At 61.9% G+C, this 16,981-nt stretch carries 9 protein-coding genes and 2 pseudogenes; 6 read left to right on the top strand and 5 right to left on the bottom strand.

The window, feature by feature from the left end; translation table 11 throughout:
* A pseudogene (locus tag VF992_09015) lies at positions 1 to 198 on the bottom strand (rhodanese-like domain-containing protein).
* 53 nt (positions 199 to 251) lie between these two features.
* Here VF992_09015 and VF992_09010 point away from each other — a divergent pair.
* Complete coding sequence (locus tag VF992_09010; GenBank protein HEX9341290.1) at positions 252 to 497, top strand: hypothetical protein; 246 nt, start codon at positions 252 to 254, stop codon at positions 495 to 497.
* Positions 494 to 919 carry a PIN domain-containing protein gene (locus tag VF992_09005; GenBank protein ID HEX9341289.1) on the top strand — a complete coding sequence of 142 codons (426 nt, stop codon included), beginning with the start codon at positions 494 to 496 and terminating at the stop codon, positions 917 to 919. Before VF992_09010 ends, VF992_09005 begins: the two co-directional genes overlap by 4 nt.
* A gap of 43 nt (positions 920 to 962) precedes the next feature.
* Here VF992_09005 and VF992_09000 read toward each other — a convergent pair.
* Positions 963 to 1,091, bottom strand: a pseudogene (locus VF992_09000) (rhodanese-like domain-containing protein).
* A 695-nt stretch (positions 1,092 to 1,786) separates the two neighbouring features.
* Here VF992_09000 and VF992_08995 point away from each other — a divergent pair.
* Positions 1,787 to 2,077 (top strand): hypothetical protein, encoded by a 291-nt coding sequence (locus tag VF992_08995; GenBank protein HEX9341288.1) that lies wholly within the window; start codon positions 1,787 to 1,789, stop codon positions 2,075 to 2,077.
* Positions 2,078 to 2,090: 13 nt separating this feature from the next.
* Here the strand turns inward: VF992_08995 and VF992_08990 are convergent, their stop codons facing one another.
* The 3 genes from VF992_08990 to VF992_08980 all read right to left on the bottom strand — a co-directional run bounded on the left by VF992_08990 (position 2,091) and on the right by VF992_08980 (position 9,093).
* Entirely contained in the window at positions 2,091 to 7,652 is a 5,562-nt protein-coding gene (locus VF992_08990; GenBank protein HEX9341287.1) for an RHS repeat-associated core domain-containing protein, read from the bottom strand.
* Positions 7,653 to 7,805: 153 nt separating this feature from the next.
* Positions 7,806 to 8,084, bottom strand: coding sequence for a hypothetical protein (locus VF992_08985; GenBank protein HEX9341286.1), 279 nt, complete (start codon positions 8,082 to 8,084; stop codon positions 7,806 to 7,808).
* Between the two features lie 163 nt (positions 8,085 to 8,247).
* Positions 8,248 to 9,093 carry a sulfurtransferase gene (locus VF992_08980; GenBank protein ID HEX9341285.1) on the bottom strand — a complete coding sequence of 282 codons (846 nt, stop codon included), beginning with the start codon at positions 9,091 to 9,093 and terminating at the stop codon, positions 8,248 to 8,250.
* Positions 9,094 to 9,325: 232 nt separating this feature from the next.
* Between VF992_08980 and VF992_08975 the strand changes: the two genes are divergently transcribed.
* The 3 genes from VF992_08975 to VF992_08965 form a co-directional block, all read left to right on the top strand.
* Positions 9,326 to 13,945 (top strand): Ig-like domain-containing protein, encoded by a 4,620-nt coding sequence (locus VF992_08975; GenBank protein ID HEX9341284.1) that lies wholly within the window; start codon positions 9,326 to 9,328, stop codon positions 13,943 to 13,945.
* Positions 13,908 to 14,489 (top strand): hypothetical protein, encoded by a 582-nt coding sequence (locus VF992_08970; GenBank protein ID HEX9341283.1) that lies wholly within the window; start codon positions 13,908 to 13,910, stop codon positions 14,487 to 14,489. The genes VF992_08975 and VF992_08970 overlap by 38 nt, the downstream gene beginning before the upstream one ends.
* 227 nt (positions 14,490 to 14,716) lie before the next feature.
* The coding region (locus tag VF992_08965) for a DEAD/DEAH box helicase (protein HEX9341282.1) at positions 14,717 to 16,981 on the top strand (2,265 nt) is incomplete at its 3' end.

The raw sequence follows: 16,981 nt of genomic DNA, 5'->3' as shown, positions 1-16,981 counted from the left end.
TCCGACGAGGTTCCCCCACTCCGTCCAGGAGCCGTCGTAGTTCCGGACGTCCGGGTAGCCGAGGAGGTGCTTCAGGACGAACCACGTGTGCGAGGAGCGCTCGCCGATCCGGCAGTAGGCGATGACTTCTCTGTCCGGCGTCACGCCTTTCGGCTCGTGGAGGACGTTGAGATCGCCTCCCACTTGGAACATCCCCATCGTGGGAGTGCAAAACGCAAAGCTTAAATGATATCATCTAGATATCTATTTTCGTGGCCGAAACACAAGTCCTGTTCCGCGTTGAGAGGGAACTCCTCCAAGCCCTAGATCGAATCCTCTCGACCGAGGGATTCAAGACGAGGAACGAGTGGTTCCGGGCGCAAATCCGGAAGGCCCTCGAAGACGCGAAGCGGAAGCGGGCGGCAGGACTTCTCGATCGCCTGACCGTCGAGGGCGTCCGGGAAGATGACATCGTCGACATGGTCCGGGAGTGGCGGTCCAAGAAGGCTCGCCGTTGAACATCATCGTCGACACGAACGTGATCGTTGCGGCCCTGATACAGCGTGGCATCGTGCGGGAGCTGATTCTCCGCCGTCCCGGCGTCTTCATGACTGCGGAGGCGTGCGTCCGCGAGGTGTGGGAGAACCGGGACGATTGGAACCGCAAGAAAGTTCCGGAGACCCTCGTTAAGGAGGCTCTCGATCTCCTCACCGACGAATTCGTCAGCGTCGTCCCGAGGTCCGCGTACAAGGAAAAGGAAGACGAGGCCGCAGGTCTGATTCGCGATCCCGATGACGTCCCTGTCGTCGCGCTCGCCCTCGCCGTGGACAACGAAGGCATCTGGACCTTCAACACGAAAGACTTCTCTGAACCTCGGTTGTTATCGCGGTCCCGGATTCTGGGCACAGCTGAGGTCAAGTCGCTCTTGAGCGCCCTGTGAAAGCTGCGGCCGATGGGGGCAGGCTGGTCCCGAGAGACGGGTCTCACGGCTTCTCGATTGGCGTCCGCACGAGGTTCCCCCACTCCGTCCAGGAGCCGTCGTAGTTCCGGACGTTCGGGTAGCCGAGGAGGTACTTCAGGACGAACCACGTGTGCGACGACCGCTGTGGCAGTAGACGATGACCACTCTGTTTTCGGCGTCACGCGTTTCTCCTGATGGAGTTCACCGTGCGCGGAACGCCGCTCATCACGGTTTCCGCTTCAACGGCTTCTTCGCGTGTGCCCTGAAGGCAAAGTACAGCCGCTGTCCATACTCAGTGCGAGGGGAATGCCAAGAACGTTGAGGTTGCACCACAGAAGATAGCCGCGACCGTGATGTGTACGCCAAGAAGAAGAGGTGACACGAGGCCGAATAAGAATCGTTTTCTTCCGTAAGCTTCTAGCCCGTACGTCTTGGTCGTGGACGTTGCAAAACTGCGCTAGCAACTCATCGGCCCAGCACTTCTACTCGTTAGACCCTCTCCAGCGTCTAACATCTCGGTAATCCACTCTTTTCACTTCAACTCCATGTTCGCGTGCCTGGGAGAACACGGCAGACTCGAGCGACTCTCCATCCACCCGACCAAAATCCGCCCGCGGCCTCATCGACACCTTGAGCGTTCCCGCCTTTCCGAACACACCGATCATGATGATATGTGGACTCCTAGTGAGAAGAGCAAGAGGACCTTTCGGCAGCTCGGCGAATTCGAGTCGCCCCACGTCAGCCCATTGCAAGTCCAACATTCCCCCGAACCGGCCTTCCCAGTGCACACTTTTCGCGTCGACCGAAACCTTGCGCACTCGAAGCCCTAATACCAACAAACCAAGCGTGACGGAGAAGAAGCCAATTGCACCGAAGCGTAGCGCGACGAACAAGATTTCCCACGTCTCACTTCGTGGAGAGGGCAGGACGAAGTACGAGAAGCAGATGGCTGCAGCGACTACGGTGAGCGGCGCGTATGACCGCCACATGCGTCTGGACAAGCGGAATCCGATGCTGGAACGATTCGCGCCGCCATCTGTCATCGGGAATCACACCAAAGACGGGAACATCTGGGCATTGCCGATGCTTGGACACTTTAGTGCGCTTGCCGCTTCGACCTGTTGCGCCGGGCTCTGATCGAGATGCCGTGTCAGGGATAGACCCCGTAAGGAGCAAGATTGGCAAGCATTGCGGCATAGACCGCTCCAATCAAGAGTTCCAGACCAATGCAGATCGCAAGTGCTAGAGGGTCCCACCACAGCGCAGGAACGCAGGCCATGATGAACGCCCAGGTTACCAAGCCCGTTAGCAATCCGACGCCTATCGGAGCGTGGCACAAAGCTGCGCAAGCCGCGCCAATCGCGGGAGCAGCGAAGAACCCCGCGAGGGCCGTTATGCCGAAAATGCAGTATATGTTCCCGTAGCATGCCTTCGCTGCCCCGGCGGCTGCAACAGCGGCGACGCCCAGCCCGAGCAGGAACGAGCAGCTGATCATGCAAAAGTTTTCACGGATGACGCAGCCAATATCCCAGAAGCCGCACAAGCCGCTTGGGTCGACGCGATTCACTGGATTGTTCCCCGTGTACACGTACACGTTCGCCCCGTCCACGATCCCCGCTGGGTCCCTCGTCAGGAACCGCCCAGTGAGTGGGTCGTAGTACCTCGCCCGGTAGAAGATCAGGTCGACGGCGGAGTCGTACTCCCGCCCCGTATAAGTGTACGGGTTCGCGACCGCCTCGGTTCGCGACCGGAAGCCTCCGAAATCGTCGTACACATAACGGTTCGCGACCGTCTTGTCGGCGCGGGTGAGCATCGTCACGCTGCCGAGGCCGTCGATGTGGTAGTAGTACCACGAGCCGCCACGGGACATCGCCAAGGGCTCGTCGTCGCCGGGGCCGTGGACGTAGCGGGCGACCATGTTCCCGGAGGTGTCGTACTCCGCGATGATGTCGTTGTAGCCGTTGAAGTCCCGGAAGTCGTAAAGGAAGTACGTCGCCACGCCTGAGGCCGTTCGCCGGATTCGGGAGCCGTCGGAGAAGTACGCGTACGACGTAATCTCTGTGTTCCCCGAGAGGACCTTGACGAGTCGGTTCTCGAGGTCGTACTGGTAGTTGTACGTCGTCGTGCCTTGCCCGATCACGGCCTTGACGTTCTGGACGCGGTTGCCGTTCGAGTCGTACGTGTAGTTGTTCGTGACGCGCAGGCTCCCGCCCGCGTACTCCTCCCGCCGGGAGATCGATGAATCCACGCCGTAGAAGTACTTCGTCTGCTTCCCCGTCTCGTTCCGGAACAGGCGGTTGTCGTTCGCGTCGTACTGGTAGTACGCCTTCGATCCGGCCTCGTATGTCGTCGTATTGAGCTCGTACTCCTTGTCGTATGCGAAGGATAGACTCGTGCTGTTCGCTTCTTGTCCCTGCGTCTTCCGGTTTGCGACTTTGTCGTACGTGTACGTGAATCCCTCGACGGTCGACCCAGCGTCCTTCGATCGGATCGCCGTGAGGCGTCCCGCGTTGTCGTACGTCGCGTTCAACTGGAGTCCGTTCGGATGCGTCGCCGACGTGCGGCGGTGGTCCGCGTCGTACGTGAACGTCCACGTTTGCCCCGTAATTTGGATGTTCGCAAGCCGGTTGTCGGCGTCCCAGACGTACGTGACCGTGAAGCCGTCCGGATAGACCATCGTCTTCCGGTTGCCGTTCTGGTCGTACGTGTATTGGACGATCTTTAAGAAGGAGCCGAAGTTGAACGTCATCTTCGTGAGACGGTCGAGAGCATCGTACTCGGACGTCCGCGTGAAGCCGTAGCCGGTCTCGGTCATGCGGTTCCCGTTCGCGTCGTACGCGTACGTCAACGTGTTCCCGTCTTGGTAGCTGACCTGGGTCAGGCGGTTCAAGGTGTCATACGTCGAGTTCGTGTACTTTGCGTTTCCATCGATGCGCGTGACGACGTTTCCCGCGGCGTCGTATACCCGTTGGGTGAGGTGCAGGAACGGGTCCTTCTCTTTCGTCTTCCGATTGAACTTGTCGTATTCGTACGTCCACAGTTTGCCGTCTGGATCCTTCACCTGCCCGAGGCGACCGAGCTTGTCGTACGTGTTCTCCGTCACATCGCCCGTCGCCTCGAAATTCTTCTGGACCTTCCCCCAGGTGACGTTGACAACGGACGTTGTCTGGTTCCCGTTTGCGTCCACCACGGCCGTGCGGTCCCCTCGCGCGTTGTACTGGAATTTCGTCGTGAAGCCCAACGGATTCGTCTCGATGACAACCCAGTCGTTCGCGTTGTACGCCTTGCGGCTCACGAAGCCCAAGGCCGTCGTGGTCTTGACGACCCGGCCCACGGTGTCGTATTCGGTCTTCGTGACGTGGCCGAGAGCATCAGTCGTGTTGAGCCGCCACCCGTGGACGTCGTACGTGTATGTCGTGTTGAAGTTGCGCCTGTCCGTCGTCTTCGTCACGAATCCGGAGGCGTCGTAGACAGACTGCGTGAAATTCCCCAGCGCGTCCGTCGTCTTGGTAGGGTTGCCCTCCCAGTCGAAAGCGTTGGAGGTCGTGAACCCACGTCGGTTCCGTTGCTTCATTACGAGTGAATCGAAGACGGTGCCGTTGTCGCGGTTCTGCCACGTGTTCTCCGTGTACTTCTCCTGGGTGTCCGTCTGCCGTACGGGATTCGCTCGCCCGTCCCAGGTGGCTTTCGTGCGGCTCGCTCGGCCGTCCAGCTTGTAGACCCAGTTGTTCTCCCCGTTCCATTGGATCGTCCACTTCTCGTTTCCGCTCGAGCCGCAACAAGAACATCCGGTCCCCGAGGCGGCGAGGGGTCCGTCGATCAGGGTCGGGCGCCCCGCGAGCCGGTCGTACGTAATCGTCGTGACGTTGCCCGATGCGTCCGTCACCGTCGCCTGACGGGTCTGCCACGTGCCGTAGGCGATCAGGTACTGCCGGAACTCCCACTGGATGGAGGATGTCGTCCGGTTGTACAGTCCGGTCCAAACTTCCGTGGTCTTCGAGCTGCCGTCGCGGACGAACCGCAGGCTCTTGTTAGCCCGATCCACGAATCTGTCGAGCTTGGCGGTATAGAGGAACAGCTCGGATTGACCTAGCGGATCCGTCACGCTTGCGAGGTTGCCCGAACCGTCGTAGGCGTACGATACAAATCGGTTCGCCGTCGTGACTTTGACGGGGATCCAGTCGAGGGAGTCCGTCGACGCGGTCCCGCCGACCTTGACGTACCGGATCTCGATGCGGAAGTTCGTGTTCGACAGGTCGGTCCACGTCCAGGACGACCGATGGGACGTGAAGTCGAGGCAGGTGAACGTATCAGCGGTCGGGAGGTTCACGACTTGCTCCGCGCTCCACGTGACGCCGGCGTCCGTGCTGACCTTCACGCCGAGATCGTCGTCTCCGGCTGTCTTGGCCTCGACGCACGCCTCGACTTTCGTGATCCACGCGCTCCCTGACCCCGAGAAACCGTACGACGAGTAACGGTGCGTCGCCCCGTCTGTGCTGGAGGTCGCGTACAAGTTGTTCGAACTGAATCCGTTCTGGCCGTTCGACCAGGAGCCGGTGTGGGCCGTCGGGCTCTGCTGGCTGACCGTGCCGTTTTGGTCACCGACCTTGATGATCCGGCCGTTCGCATCGTATGCCAACAGGAGGAAGACGCCGGACTCGTCGGCGATCTTCGTCAGGCGGCCGTTGCCGTCGTACGTCATCGTGAGCGAGTTCCCGTTCCGATCGTCCATCACGGCCACCTTGCCCGCCGAGGAGAACGTCCACTTCGTCCCGTCCTTCGAGGACATCGCGTACGTCAGGTCGCCGTTCTGGATGAGCTTCGTCCCGCTCAGGCCCCTCGGCGAACCGAATCGGCCTCCGCCCAAGTTCTTGAAGAAGTGGGTCGATCCGTCGCCGTCGTTGAAGTTTACATCGCCCCCGCCTGGGAACGCCAAGTTAGCGTTGTACGAGTGCGTCCATCCGAGCCCGAGCGGTCCGGACGAGCCGCTGAGGCTGTTGTATGATCGGGTGAACACGAGGCTCCATCCCTTCGCAGGGAGCCGCAGGTCCGTGGCCTGCAGCAGGAGATTCCCGTTGACCACGTTGACCATGCCGCCGACGTAGTACTGCCACGGCTCGTACCCGAGGAGCTGGGAATTGTCCGACGACGCGGTCTGGACGGCCGCCTCGACCGTGGCGACCTCGGAAAGCGCGGGCGAGAGGTCGTCCGTGCTCCGGAGGACGACGTCACTCCGGTAGTACGGTTTCCGATCGTCGTCCTGGATGTTGTACGCGTCGGCGTCGAGCGTCGCGGACTTGGCGCCCGCCTTCACGAACTGCGGGTCGCCCCAGACGACGTTGTCGGGCGAGGAGCGGACCTGCAGGTCGACGAGGTCGAATAGGGAGTCCGTGTGCGCCGTTCGCATCGAGACGGCCCCGTTGGCGCCCGCGTTTCGGACGACCGTCTCCACGCTCCCGAGGGCTGCAGCCCATGCTCGGACGTCGTCGACGGTGATCGGGGCCCCTGTCGTCTCGAGCCCCACGTTCGCCGTAGGGCCCGGGTTCGGCGAACCGGGGTCCGTCCCGGACCACAGGACCGCGCCATCCCATACGACGGTGAAGGCGCCCCCGAAGGCGTCGATCTTGATGAGATAGGGCACGCCGGGAGCGATCGTCTTGGAGGTGGACCAAATCGTGGTCGCGGCTCCCGCGGTCACCCTCTTCAGAGCCATGATGTCGTTCAACTGGTCGATCTCCAAAGCGTGATAGTTGAGCGAGTCTTGCCATCGAAACAGCATCCGCGCGGTCTGGAAGCTCGCGAAGGAGCTCGTGATCGTGACTTTCCCTTGGAACTTCGTGTCCCATCGGCTTGAGGACGCCCGGATCCGGGTCGAAAGGTTCAGCTGTGCGGCCCCGCCTGTCTCCCACGACGAGCCGGTGTCCGTGAGCCAAACGCTGTCTTTCGTGTTGTCGTTGAAGTTGTCCGCGAACCAGCCGAGTCGGAAGTTGTGGTCGCCGTAGTCCTCCGTCACGTTGTCCCGCGTCGAAATGCTCGCCCACCCCGTCGACGCGCTCGTGACCCACGTCGGGTCGACGAAGATCGGGTAGGCGGCCTCCGCGAGCATCGTCGCGTTGAGGGTGAGGCTCACCACGCCGGTCGAGTAAGAAAGGGACGTAATCGGCTGGTCCCACGTCCGAGGCGGGTCCGCCGAATCCCACGCGTGGAACTGCGCCGTCGTCCAGGCGATGGCCCCGCTGGAATCCCGGAGCCGAATCGCGAGGCCGTCGACCTCGACGGAGTAGTTCGATTCGAAGACGACGGAGAGGAGGGGCTCAGGAGGGATGAGGATGATCGGGAACGTCTCCTTCACGCCGTCCAAGAGGATTTCGTACGTCGCGAGGGGCATCTTGACCTGCCGGAAGCTCTGGCCGAGGCGGGTGATCCGGAAGTCCGTCAAGCTCTCTTCGACTAGGAACGGCCACTCGCCCAAGGCTCGGTCGAGGGCGCTCGTGGGTCGCCACGCCCCATCCCAGCGCTGGAACGTCGGCAGGTATTCGAACCGCACGGAGCCGTCCGGGAGGTTCGTGATCGCGTACCCCGGGCCGTACGTCATCGGCGGCTCGACCATTGCCAGCGGCACCTCCGAGGCAGTCGCCTGCTTCGAGAGCGCGTTGACCGAAACTAACATCAGGACGGCAGTGGTGATCGCCGCGAACGCTCGGGGGTGCACGAGTATTCCTCCGTAGGCCGCGGAGCGCATCGACCCGCGAGGAGAAAGCGGTTCGGGACCCACGGTACGGACAGTAGGTCCGGACGCAGCGTCCGGACGGTGCGTCCCCCTCGCCGAAGGCCTCGGAAGCGGCCGCGCGAGGCGACACTCTGGTCATTCGTTTGCGTCGAGCCTGTATTTCCGGAGGAACGGTTCCACGTGTTTCGTGTAATCGGCCAGATATTCGTAGCCCTTCTCCGTGAGGGATCCGTGCGCGTCGAGGAGGCCGCGCGCCGCTAGTTCGGTGAGGCGGTGCTTGATGCGATCGTTCGGCACGTTCGCCCGCTGACCGACGCGCGAGGCACTCGTCCCCTGGGCCGCGCGCCGGAGCTGGTGGATCGAGCGGAGGATGTCGCGGTAGACCTCGACTCGCAAGCGGCTAGCAGAAACCAAGCTCCGATCCCCCGACGGAGTACATCTGGAGGCGAATATTTAAGCGGAACCCCAAGAGGTTACTTCCGGACTGCACGCGACGTATGGCTAGAGCGCCGGCGGTTTCGAGGCCGCCGCAGTTCGTATCGCGTTCTTCGAGGACGCGCGCGGCGGTTTTCGAATCTCACGGCTTCTCGATCGGCGTCCGCACGAGGTTCCCCCACTCCGTCCACGAGCCGTCGTAGTTCCGGACGTTCGGGTAGCCGAGGAGGTACTTCAGGACGAACCACGTGTGGGACGACCGCTCGCCGATGCGGCAGTACGCGATGACTTCCTTGTCCGGCGTCACGCCTTTCGGCTCGTAGAGGGCCTTCAGCTCCTCCGGCGTCTTGAACGTCCCGTCCTCGTTCACGGCCTGGCCCCACGGAATGTTCTTCGCCCCGGGGATGTGCCCGCCGCGCTGCGCGTGCTCCGTCGGATATTCCGGCGGCGCGAGGATCTCGCCCGTGAATTCTTTCGGCGATCGGACGTCGACGAGGACCTTGTCCTTGTCGCGGAACGTCTGCCGGACGTAATGCAGGTAGGCGCGCAGGTCCTCGTCCGGCTCCTTCGCGGCGAAGGTGGTCGTGGGAACCGAGGGCACGTCCTTCGTGAGGGGCAGATCTTCCTCGATCCACTTCTTCCGGCCGCCGTTCAGGAGGACGACGTTCTCAACGCCGTAATACTTGAAGACCCAGAACGCGAACGCGGCGAACCAGTTGTTGAAGTCGCCGTACAGGACGAGCCGGTGGTCGTTCGAGATCCCGAGACGGCCGAAGAGCACCTCGAGGTCCTCCTTCGAAACGATGTCCCGTCGCACGGGATCGTTGATGTCTCTCTTCCAGTCGATGAGCACGGACCCCGGGATGTGCCCGAGGTTGTAGTTCGCCGTCGGATCGTAGTCGACCTCGGCGATCCGGAGGTTCTCGCTCCCCAGGTTTCCCTTGACCCAACTCGAGTCGACCAAGACTTCGGGATGCGCGTACGTCATCGGATTCCCCTCGTTTTTGGACCCGAAGTATTACGCCGTTATATCCCTTGCGCATATCGATATTCCTTTTGAGAATGGTCCGGATTCCGCGCGCCGTAACGTACTGGGACGCCCAACCTCTCATCCCGGGGCGCACGGCCGGATTTGACATGTGCCTCCAAATAGTAGGGGGCGCGATGCCCGCCGCGGAGGGGCGTAGGGGCCGCGGTCCTTGTGCCTCGGAGGTAGGACCGTGCGCGGCTCTTGGAGATTCGTCGCAGCGATCGGCTTCGTCGGCATCATGCTCGTCGGCTCCGCGCCGGCTTCGGCGCTCATCGACGACTTCGAGGACGACACCTGGCTGCCCTTCACCCACTTCCACCTCGGCGACCGGGCGTCCGCGGGCTATTCCTCGAGCTTCGCGAGGTCTGGGAGCCGCTCCTTTCACGTCGAGATTCGCGGATGGACCGTCCGCGACTTCGGTTCCGCGTACGGATACGCGATCTTCCCGATTCGCAACGCGCCGATTACGGAGCTGCGACTGTCCGTTCTGTACGACCGACTCCAGGACCTCGTGGCGTCCCCCTGGGACGCGTACGCCGCGGGCGTCGCTTTGGATTTCCTCGATGGCAGCTACCGACCGCTCGGGAGCGTGCGGTACATCACCGCCTACCATGCGAGTCGGAACGCGGGTCGATGTGCACCGACCGTTTCGGATGTGGTCCTTTCGCCGCCTGTCGGACTGGCGGCATGGACCGACGTCCGCCGCAGCCCGATCGCGGACTTCCCCTCAGCGCCCTGGACGTCCGCGGAATTCGTGAAGGTCTCCGTCGGCTTCCTCTGCGCCGCGGGGCTTACGGGGGCCTGGTACTCCCTCTACTTTGATGATTTCCTGATCGACACGGGCTCGCAAGACAGCGATGGAGACGGCCTTGGGGACCTCGAGGAAGAGGCGACGGTCTACGCCGCGCGCGTTTCGCCCGGCCTCGGGTCCGTCGAATTTGGTCCGATGAATTCGACGATCGACATCGAGGCGCCGCCCGCGGCGGGCGTGTTTGCATCCGCCGCGCTCGACTTGCAGATCGACTATCCCCAGTCGAATGATCTGTCCGTGGGCCTCGCGTTCCTCGGCGACGACGGTCCGAGGGCGCAGCTGCTCTGGGATCCTGGGTTCCACGCCCGCGGCGCGGCGATCCTCGTGCCGTCCGACGGGGCTGCCGTCCGGGGGGCGGTCGAGGTCCGCGGGAAGGCGTGGCGGCCCGATCCGCTCATCCAGTTCCAGGTGGACGATATCTGGGTCAACGGCACCCAAGGGGACTCGACGGGCTCCTTCGCGCTGCCGTGGAACTCCGACGACTGGGCTGAAGGGGCGCACCGCCTCTACGTGATCGCGCAGGCCCATGAGGGCGGGGAGTTCGTCGCTCGCTTCTCCCGGGAAATCACGGTATTCGTCGACCGGACGACTCCGGAGCTCTCGCTGCTTAGGCCGACGGCCGGCGAGACGCTGAGCGGCCTCGTCGTGATCGAGGCGGCCGTGTCTGACGACCAGGGGCTCGCCGCCGTCTCGTTCTCGATTGACGGCACGCCGGTCGATGAGCGGGACGCGGAGCCGTATACGTTCGTGTACGATACGCTCGATCTGGCGAACGGCGTCCACACGTTCGAAGTCCGGGCGAGAGACCGCGCGGGCAACGAGGCCCTCAAGACCGTGACGGCGACCGTGAGCAACAGGGAGGCCGCTTCCCTGCCGCCTTGCTCGCCCGCGTGCCGGGTGGAGGGCGGTACCGCACAGGGCGATCTGCCCGCCCTCACCGTCGATCCCTCCCGCCGGACCGTACCTTTGTCCAGAGGGGGCGTCCTCGAAATCTCCGAAGCGTTCCGGGTGCCGTGGCGTCCCGCGGTGAGCCGCACGGACACCGGGGTCCATCTCGTCCTCGATCTCCTTCGGCCCCGAATCCTCGCCGAATCCGACGGGCTCGTCGGCTCCGACCTCATCGCAGGGGATCTGTCCAGCGTCCGGTCGTGGCAGGTCGTTCTGCGCAACCACGGCGCGGAGAGTGGCCGAATCGCGAGCGCATCAATTCTCCTCGCGTTCCGGACCTCCCCGGGGTCGAAAGACACGGATCGTGACGGGATTTCCGATGCCGTGGAACGTTCAACGACCCATACGATCCCCGTCCTCCCGGACACCGACGGGGACTTCCTGGCGGACGGCGAGGAGATCGCTTCGCGCACGCTGCGCTTCGTCGTCGACGGCGCCGCGTACGATCGGATCATCCGCACGGACCCGCTCGATTTCGACACGGATGACGATGGACTCATGGACGGCTTCGAGCTGCTCCCGGGCGAGGGCATGAGGCCGACGGATCCGATCGATCCCGACACGGACGTCGATGGTCTCCTCGATGGTCCGGAGCGCCTGACTTACGGGACCGATCCGACTCTCTCGGACACGGACGTGGACACGCTGACCGACTACCAGGAGGTGACCCCGCGGCCGTTCCGCACGGAGATCGACGGCGTCCCGGTCGAGCGGTCCCTCGTCACATCTCCGATCGCACCCGACACGGACGGCGACGGCCTGCGAGACGACGAAGAGTGGGACGGGCGAGCGAGATACGGATTCCTCACGGACCCCACGGATTCCGATACGGACCGGGACGGCCTCTCCGACTTCGACGAACTTGAGGGATTGAACCGGAGGCCTACGAATCCCCTCCTCTCCGATACCGACGGCGACGGAGTGGTCGACGGACTCGACCTCTCGCCGACGGAACTCTGGAGTCCGCCATGGAGGGGCGCGTTCGAACCCGGCCTCGTCCGGTTCACGCAGCGGTTCCACGCGCTTGGCGTGCACGGCCTCTCCGCGACGATCTGGACGTACAACATCGACGCGGACGACTGCGTATACCTGTCGGATCACACGGACGACGCGACGCGGAGCAGCAACGAGTCGATCGAGGACGTCCTCTCGACGATCAACCACGTCCTCGCCGAAGGCGGCGAGACAAATTTCACCGCGAGGAAGGCGGAAGACCTCGGGCAGGACAGCTGGGGCACCTGGGCGATCAACTATGGCGACTGCGACGTCTGGAGCCCGCGTCAGTACCGGTTCAAGTACATCGAAGACAGCCATGCGTCGGACGTGGACTTCGTGAACGTCGCGGAGGTGCCGGTCCGCGACGATGCGGGCGAGCGAATCTACCACGCCTCCATGGATGTCCCGATCCGCCTCGGAAAGCCGCAAGGCGTCATCGTGCAGTTCTCGATTCGGCCGGAAGCAGACCGCGGGACCGAGACGGCGGACGGGACGACCGTGCCGGCCTTCGTCTACTCCCTCTTCCGGGGGACTGACTTCCTCGCGGCGCCTCCGTTCTACCAGAACCTCGCCGTGGGCGCCGCGATCGACGACCACGCGTACGAGTTTCAACTCCGGATCCCCCGGGAGGTCGCGACGGAGGAGAACACAACCCAGGTCGGAGGCGTGCCGGCGGCCACGCTCGTCCTCACTCCGGTGTGGCTCACGAGTGACGGATTCTCCGTCACGAAAGCCGCGCTGAACGTCACGGACGTGACGGTCGCGGCCACCCTCGTTCGAGTCCAGGAATCGGCGGAGTACGTCGTCGCACGTCTCTCGACGGACATGGAGGCGCTCGAAGCCGCGTTGCCCGATTCGACCGAAGGCCTTGTCACCGGGTTCTATTCGTTCGACCCGTTCTCCGTGTACGTCTACCGGATGGGCGATCCCTTCGATTCAGAGGCCCCGGCTTCCGCCGATGCCATCTACCTGCTCGGGGACTCCCCCGAGGAGATCGCATCCTTTCAAGACACGATCACGTGGGCCCCCGAAGACGCGTGGGTCCGAAACTCCGTGGACGGCTTCGGCATCGCCCTCAAAGTATTCAAGATGATCCGGCAGGGCATCTCCATCACGAGCCAGCTCACGGCGAACATGCTGTTCCCGGTGCTGAACGTCCCCTCGGGCGCGCGGGAGGAGATGTCCTTCGGCCGATCCACGTTCACGGTCACGAAGCTGACGAACCTCGAGACGGACCAGCCGTACTACGTGGTCGGGGAAACGGCTGCGGTAACGGTGAAGCTGCGAGTGCCGCACCCTGAGATCCCTAGCGTCGAACTCACGGAGGTCCGTGTCCTTGAGAAGGAGGTTCGCGGCGAGATCGTCGACAACTTAGACGACTCGCGCCTGCTGACGGGCGTGAAGTACACGCAGCTTCGGTCGGCAATGCGAGGGGCGGCGGTTGGAGCGACTCTCGTGATATTCGGAAGCCAGGCCATCTTGGCTTTCCGGGATGGGGATGTCGTCAAGGGAACGGTTTACGTCCTCGCTGGCGCAACCGCGGTATTCGGCGTATTGAAGTCCGACGAGGTGCTTGTTGAAGGACTCTTCAGGGGTCAAATCTTCAAGACGGGCCTCAGGATTAGGTTGGGCGTTGCCGCAGCAATCGCTGTCGGTGGGATCTTGGCGTCTTACGAAGTCTTCCAGGCCAGTCAAACCGACAACCCAATCAAGAGGCTCTCACACTACGAAAGTGCGGGGACCATTGTCGTCGACACGATCATCGCGGTCGTCCCTCTGTATGGAGCCGCTGCGATGCTTGGTTGGCAGCTCGGCCTGACGATAACTGTTGGGGCCGAGGCTCTCCTTGGTATTATGCCTGACCCCCTCGCTCTGAAGATAGTAAGCACGCCCGGCAGCACGATTACGTTCCTTTTCGAATATGTGTTCGGCAGCGAGATACCATCGGACATCGCAGAGGATGCATTGATCCAACTTCTGAATTTTCTGGCCGATACAGCAAGGTTTGATAACTCACTTGATCCTCCGGACCCAACAATTCTCTTGGTGCCTTGAAATGGGATTAGACGATCAGGCGTATCGGCCTGTCCGCGCAGGCGACCTAGACGGTCTGAGGAGGACATACTCCGATACGGGCGGGCTCATTACGGAAACCAACGAAGAGATCCTGAAAGCGGTGACCGGATGGGATATGAACGTTCTGTCTCCGTGGCGGAGGTTCCTCCCGAAATTCGTCTTCATGGGATTCGCAGGGCGAGCCTCAAGCAAGCTCTTCGTGACAAACAAGAGAATCGTGCTGGTCCGCGACATCGACCCTTGGAGAGAACTTAAGGGCGAGCTGACACCCTTAGGCGTTCCGACTGCCGCCGCAAAGGAAGTTCGGCTCAAGAAGCTAAAGTCCCTTGGTGCACGGCAGTACTGTGAAATTCGCCCCCGGGATTTCAACGTCGTGAAAAAGAGGAGCTTCGATCGACGCGAGTCCTGGATAGACCTGCGTCTCGTCGGGACTGACGGCAAGCAGTATGCAGTGACAATCTGGAAGACAGACGGGCCCGATCAGGAGACACGTACTCTCATCGAGTCGCAATTTAGCCGATAATCCCAGCTTCGCAGACCAGTCACTCCAATCCTTCGTAGACGTTTCGTAGGCTCCGTTTCGAACATTACCCCCCAGGGGGCGCCAGAGTGGACCTGTAGGTTCGCGCAACCCTCCGAACGGTTTTTATCGTCCGAATTCGGTCACTGGCGTTATTGGACCCGAAGAGTCAGGGCAAGGCAGGAGGCACAGGGCTTACCCAATTGCTCCATCGCGCCGAGATCTCGAAAATGAACGAGATGCAGGCACGGGCGCTATCGGAGATTCGAGCGGGTTCGCACCTTCTCATTGTCGCACCGACCGGGTCTGGCAAGACAGAGGCCGCCCTGTTCCCGATTCTCGAGGCACTTGGGGCTACGGATCGAAGCGGCGTCCGGGCCCTCTACGTCACGCCTCTGCGCGCTCTTAATCGGAATCTGATTGACCGCATCCAGCGCCTCGTCGCTTCCACGCACCTCACCGCGGCCGTGAGGCACGGGGACACGCCCACCTCCGAGCGCCGAAAGCAAGCCGCCAATCCACCTGACATCCTCATCACCACCCCGGAGACCCTCCAGGCAATCCTCTCCGGGAAATTGATGCAACGTCACCTGAAGGCGGTGCGGTACGTCGTCGTCGATGAGGTCCATCAATTTGCGGAGGACCGACGGGGGATCCAGCTCTCGGTCGGCCTCCAGCGACTCCGTCGAATCGCGGAGCGGGATTTCCAGCGAATCGGCCTTTCCGCCACCGTAGGCCACCCGGACGCGATAGCCTCGCTCTTCGGCGGCGAGAAACCCCTCGAAATCCTCCTCGCACCTCTCGAGAAGCGATACGAGTACCGAGTCGAATGGCCTCGTCCCATCGACAAGGATTTCGAGACCGCTCGCGACTTCTACATCACCCCGGAGGCTGCGGCGGGGCTCTCCGCGATCGACGACTCCCTCGACGAGAGCCGCTCGACGCTCGTCTTCGTGAACGCCCGTCCTCTCGCCGAGCTCCTCGGCTCCCGCCTGTCGATGGTCCGCCAAGACGTCGCGGTCCACCACGGTTCCCTGCCGCGAGAGGAGCGGGAGCGGGTCGAGGCGGGCTTCAAAGGCCGGGAAATCAAAGGGCTCGTTTGCATACCTCACGATGAACCCATAGTTACCTCTCACGGCGTAAAGGCCGCAAAGGAAGTAGCGGTCGGGGACGAGGTTCTCTCATATGATCCCGAATCGTATAGCACAGTCTTCCGACCAGTCAAGAAGACATTCGCCCGGACGGCCACCCGGCTTGTCCGGGTGAAGCACGAGTTTGGATTGCTCAGAGTCACGCCAAATCATCCGATACTATGCTTGGGCGCCAATGGTTTCACGTGGAAGGCAGCAAGCGAGCTGAAAGTCGGGGACGCCTTGGTCGCAGTAGGCAAGGTGGAGGGAAAAAAGGTTGCCACCCATACGTTGCTTCGTTATCCAAATCTGTTCGTGAAGAACTCCGCTGTTGCGGCGTTAGGCTACGAGCTTCCAAGAAAGTATCCCAAACAAAAGGTCACCAGGCTGGCTGAGCTCAGGCCGATCCTGGGCGATGAAGATCTGCTCAAGCTGACTGAGTTCAGCACCACCCAGACCAAGTACACGTTTCCACCTTGGGTGGATTCCGGGCTGGGTTATCTGCTTGGATTTCAGAAGTCCGATGGGGATCGACATCTCCGCTTTTTTAACTCGGACACGCGAAAGCTCCTGCGAGTCCACTCGTTCCTTTCGAAAGTGTACGGTGGCTCGCTGCGTACCGCGGCCCAGCCCACGAGCAGACAGTCCTTCGAGAGCAAACGACCTACCATGGTCTTGCACGCCCCGTCCAAGCCGCTGATTGATCTCCTGTCGAATCTCTGGCGGAGTCTTCCGCTCGAAGAGCATGTCACTGCCGCCTTTCTCGCTACCTATCTCGATGGGGATGGGTGTTTGGCAGTCAGGAATGGCAGGCTTGAGCAGATACAGTTCGAGACCTTCAACCCCATCAACAGGGAATATCTCCTCTTCACGATGCTTGCGATGGGATTCAAACCGAAACTCTGGAAAGCCACCGGGATGCATGCAGACGGTTTCTGCATCAGTATTGCGTACAGCGATGACAAGGCCAGATTGTTCCGACTCGTTGCGGAGTTGTCCATCAAAGCCAAGGATGCAGGATCGTTGAACCTTGGTAACAAGCCGAAAACCTACTATGGCCTAGGACCGTATCTCAAGACTGTAAGACAGAACCTCGGTGTCTCAGCCTATCGGCTTTGGAAGAAAATGCAATATTCAACGAGGTACGAAGACTCGACGCGGGGGATAACCTGTCAAACCCTCGCGCGGTTGAACGAATACTTGGAATCCCCCCTGCTGAAAGAACTTCTGCAGGGACGGTTCATGGTCTCACAGGTTCGTGCGCTGCAACTGACTGATGACGAAACGAGCGTGGTGAACTTCGAGGTGGAAGGAACACAGACCTATGCTCTGACCGGGATCGTCACCCATAATTGCACAAGCACT

The organism is Thermoplasmata archaeon (assembly GCA_036395115.1).
GTDB lineage: Archaea > Thermoplasmatota > Thermoplasmata > RBG-16-68-12 > RBG-16-68-12 > RBG-16-68-12.
This window is presented reverse-complemented; position numbering and strand designations above follow the sequence as displayed.

What these genes read in the sequence shown, in the direction of transcription:
- VF992_08980 (HEX9341285.1), bottom strand. Translation starts at nt 9,093, where the DNA reads ATGACGTACGCGCATCCCGAAGTCTTGGTCGACTCGAGTTGGGTCAAG.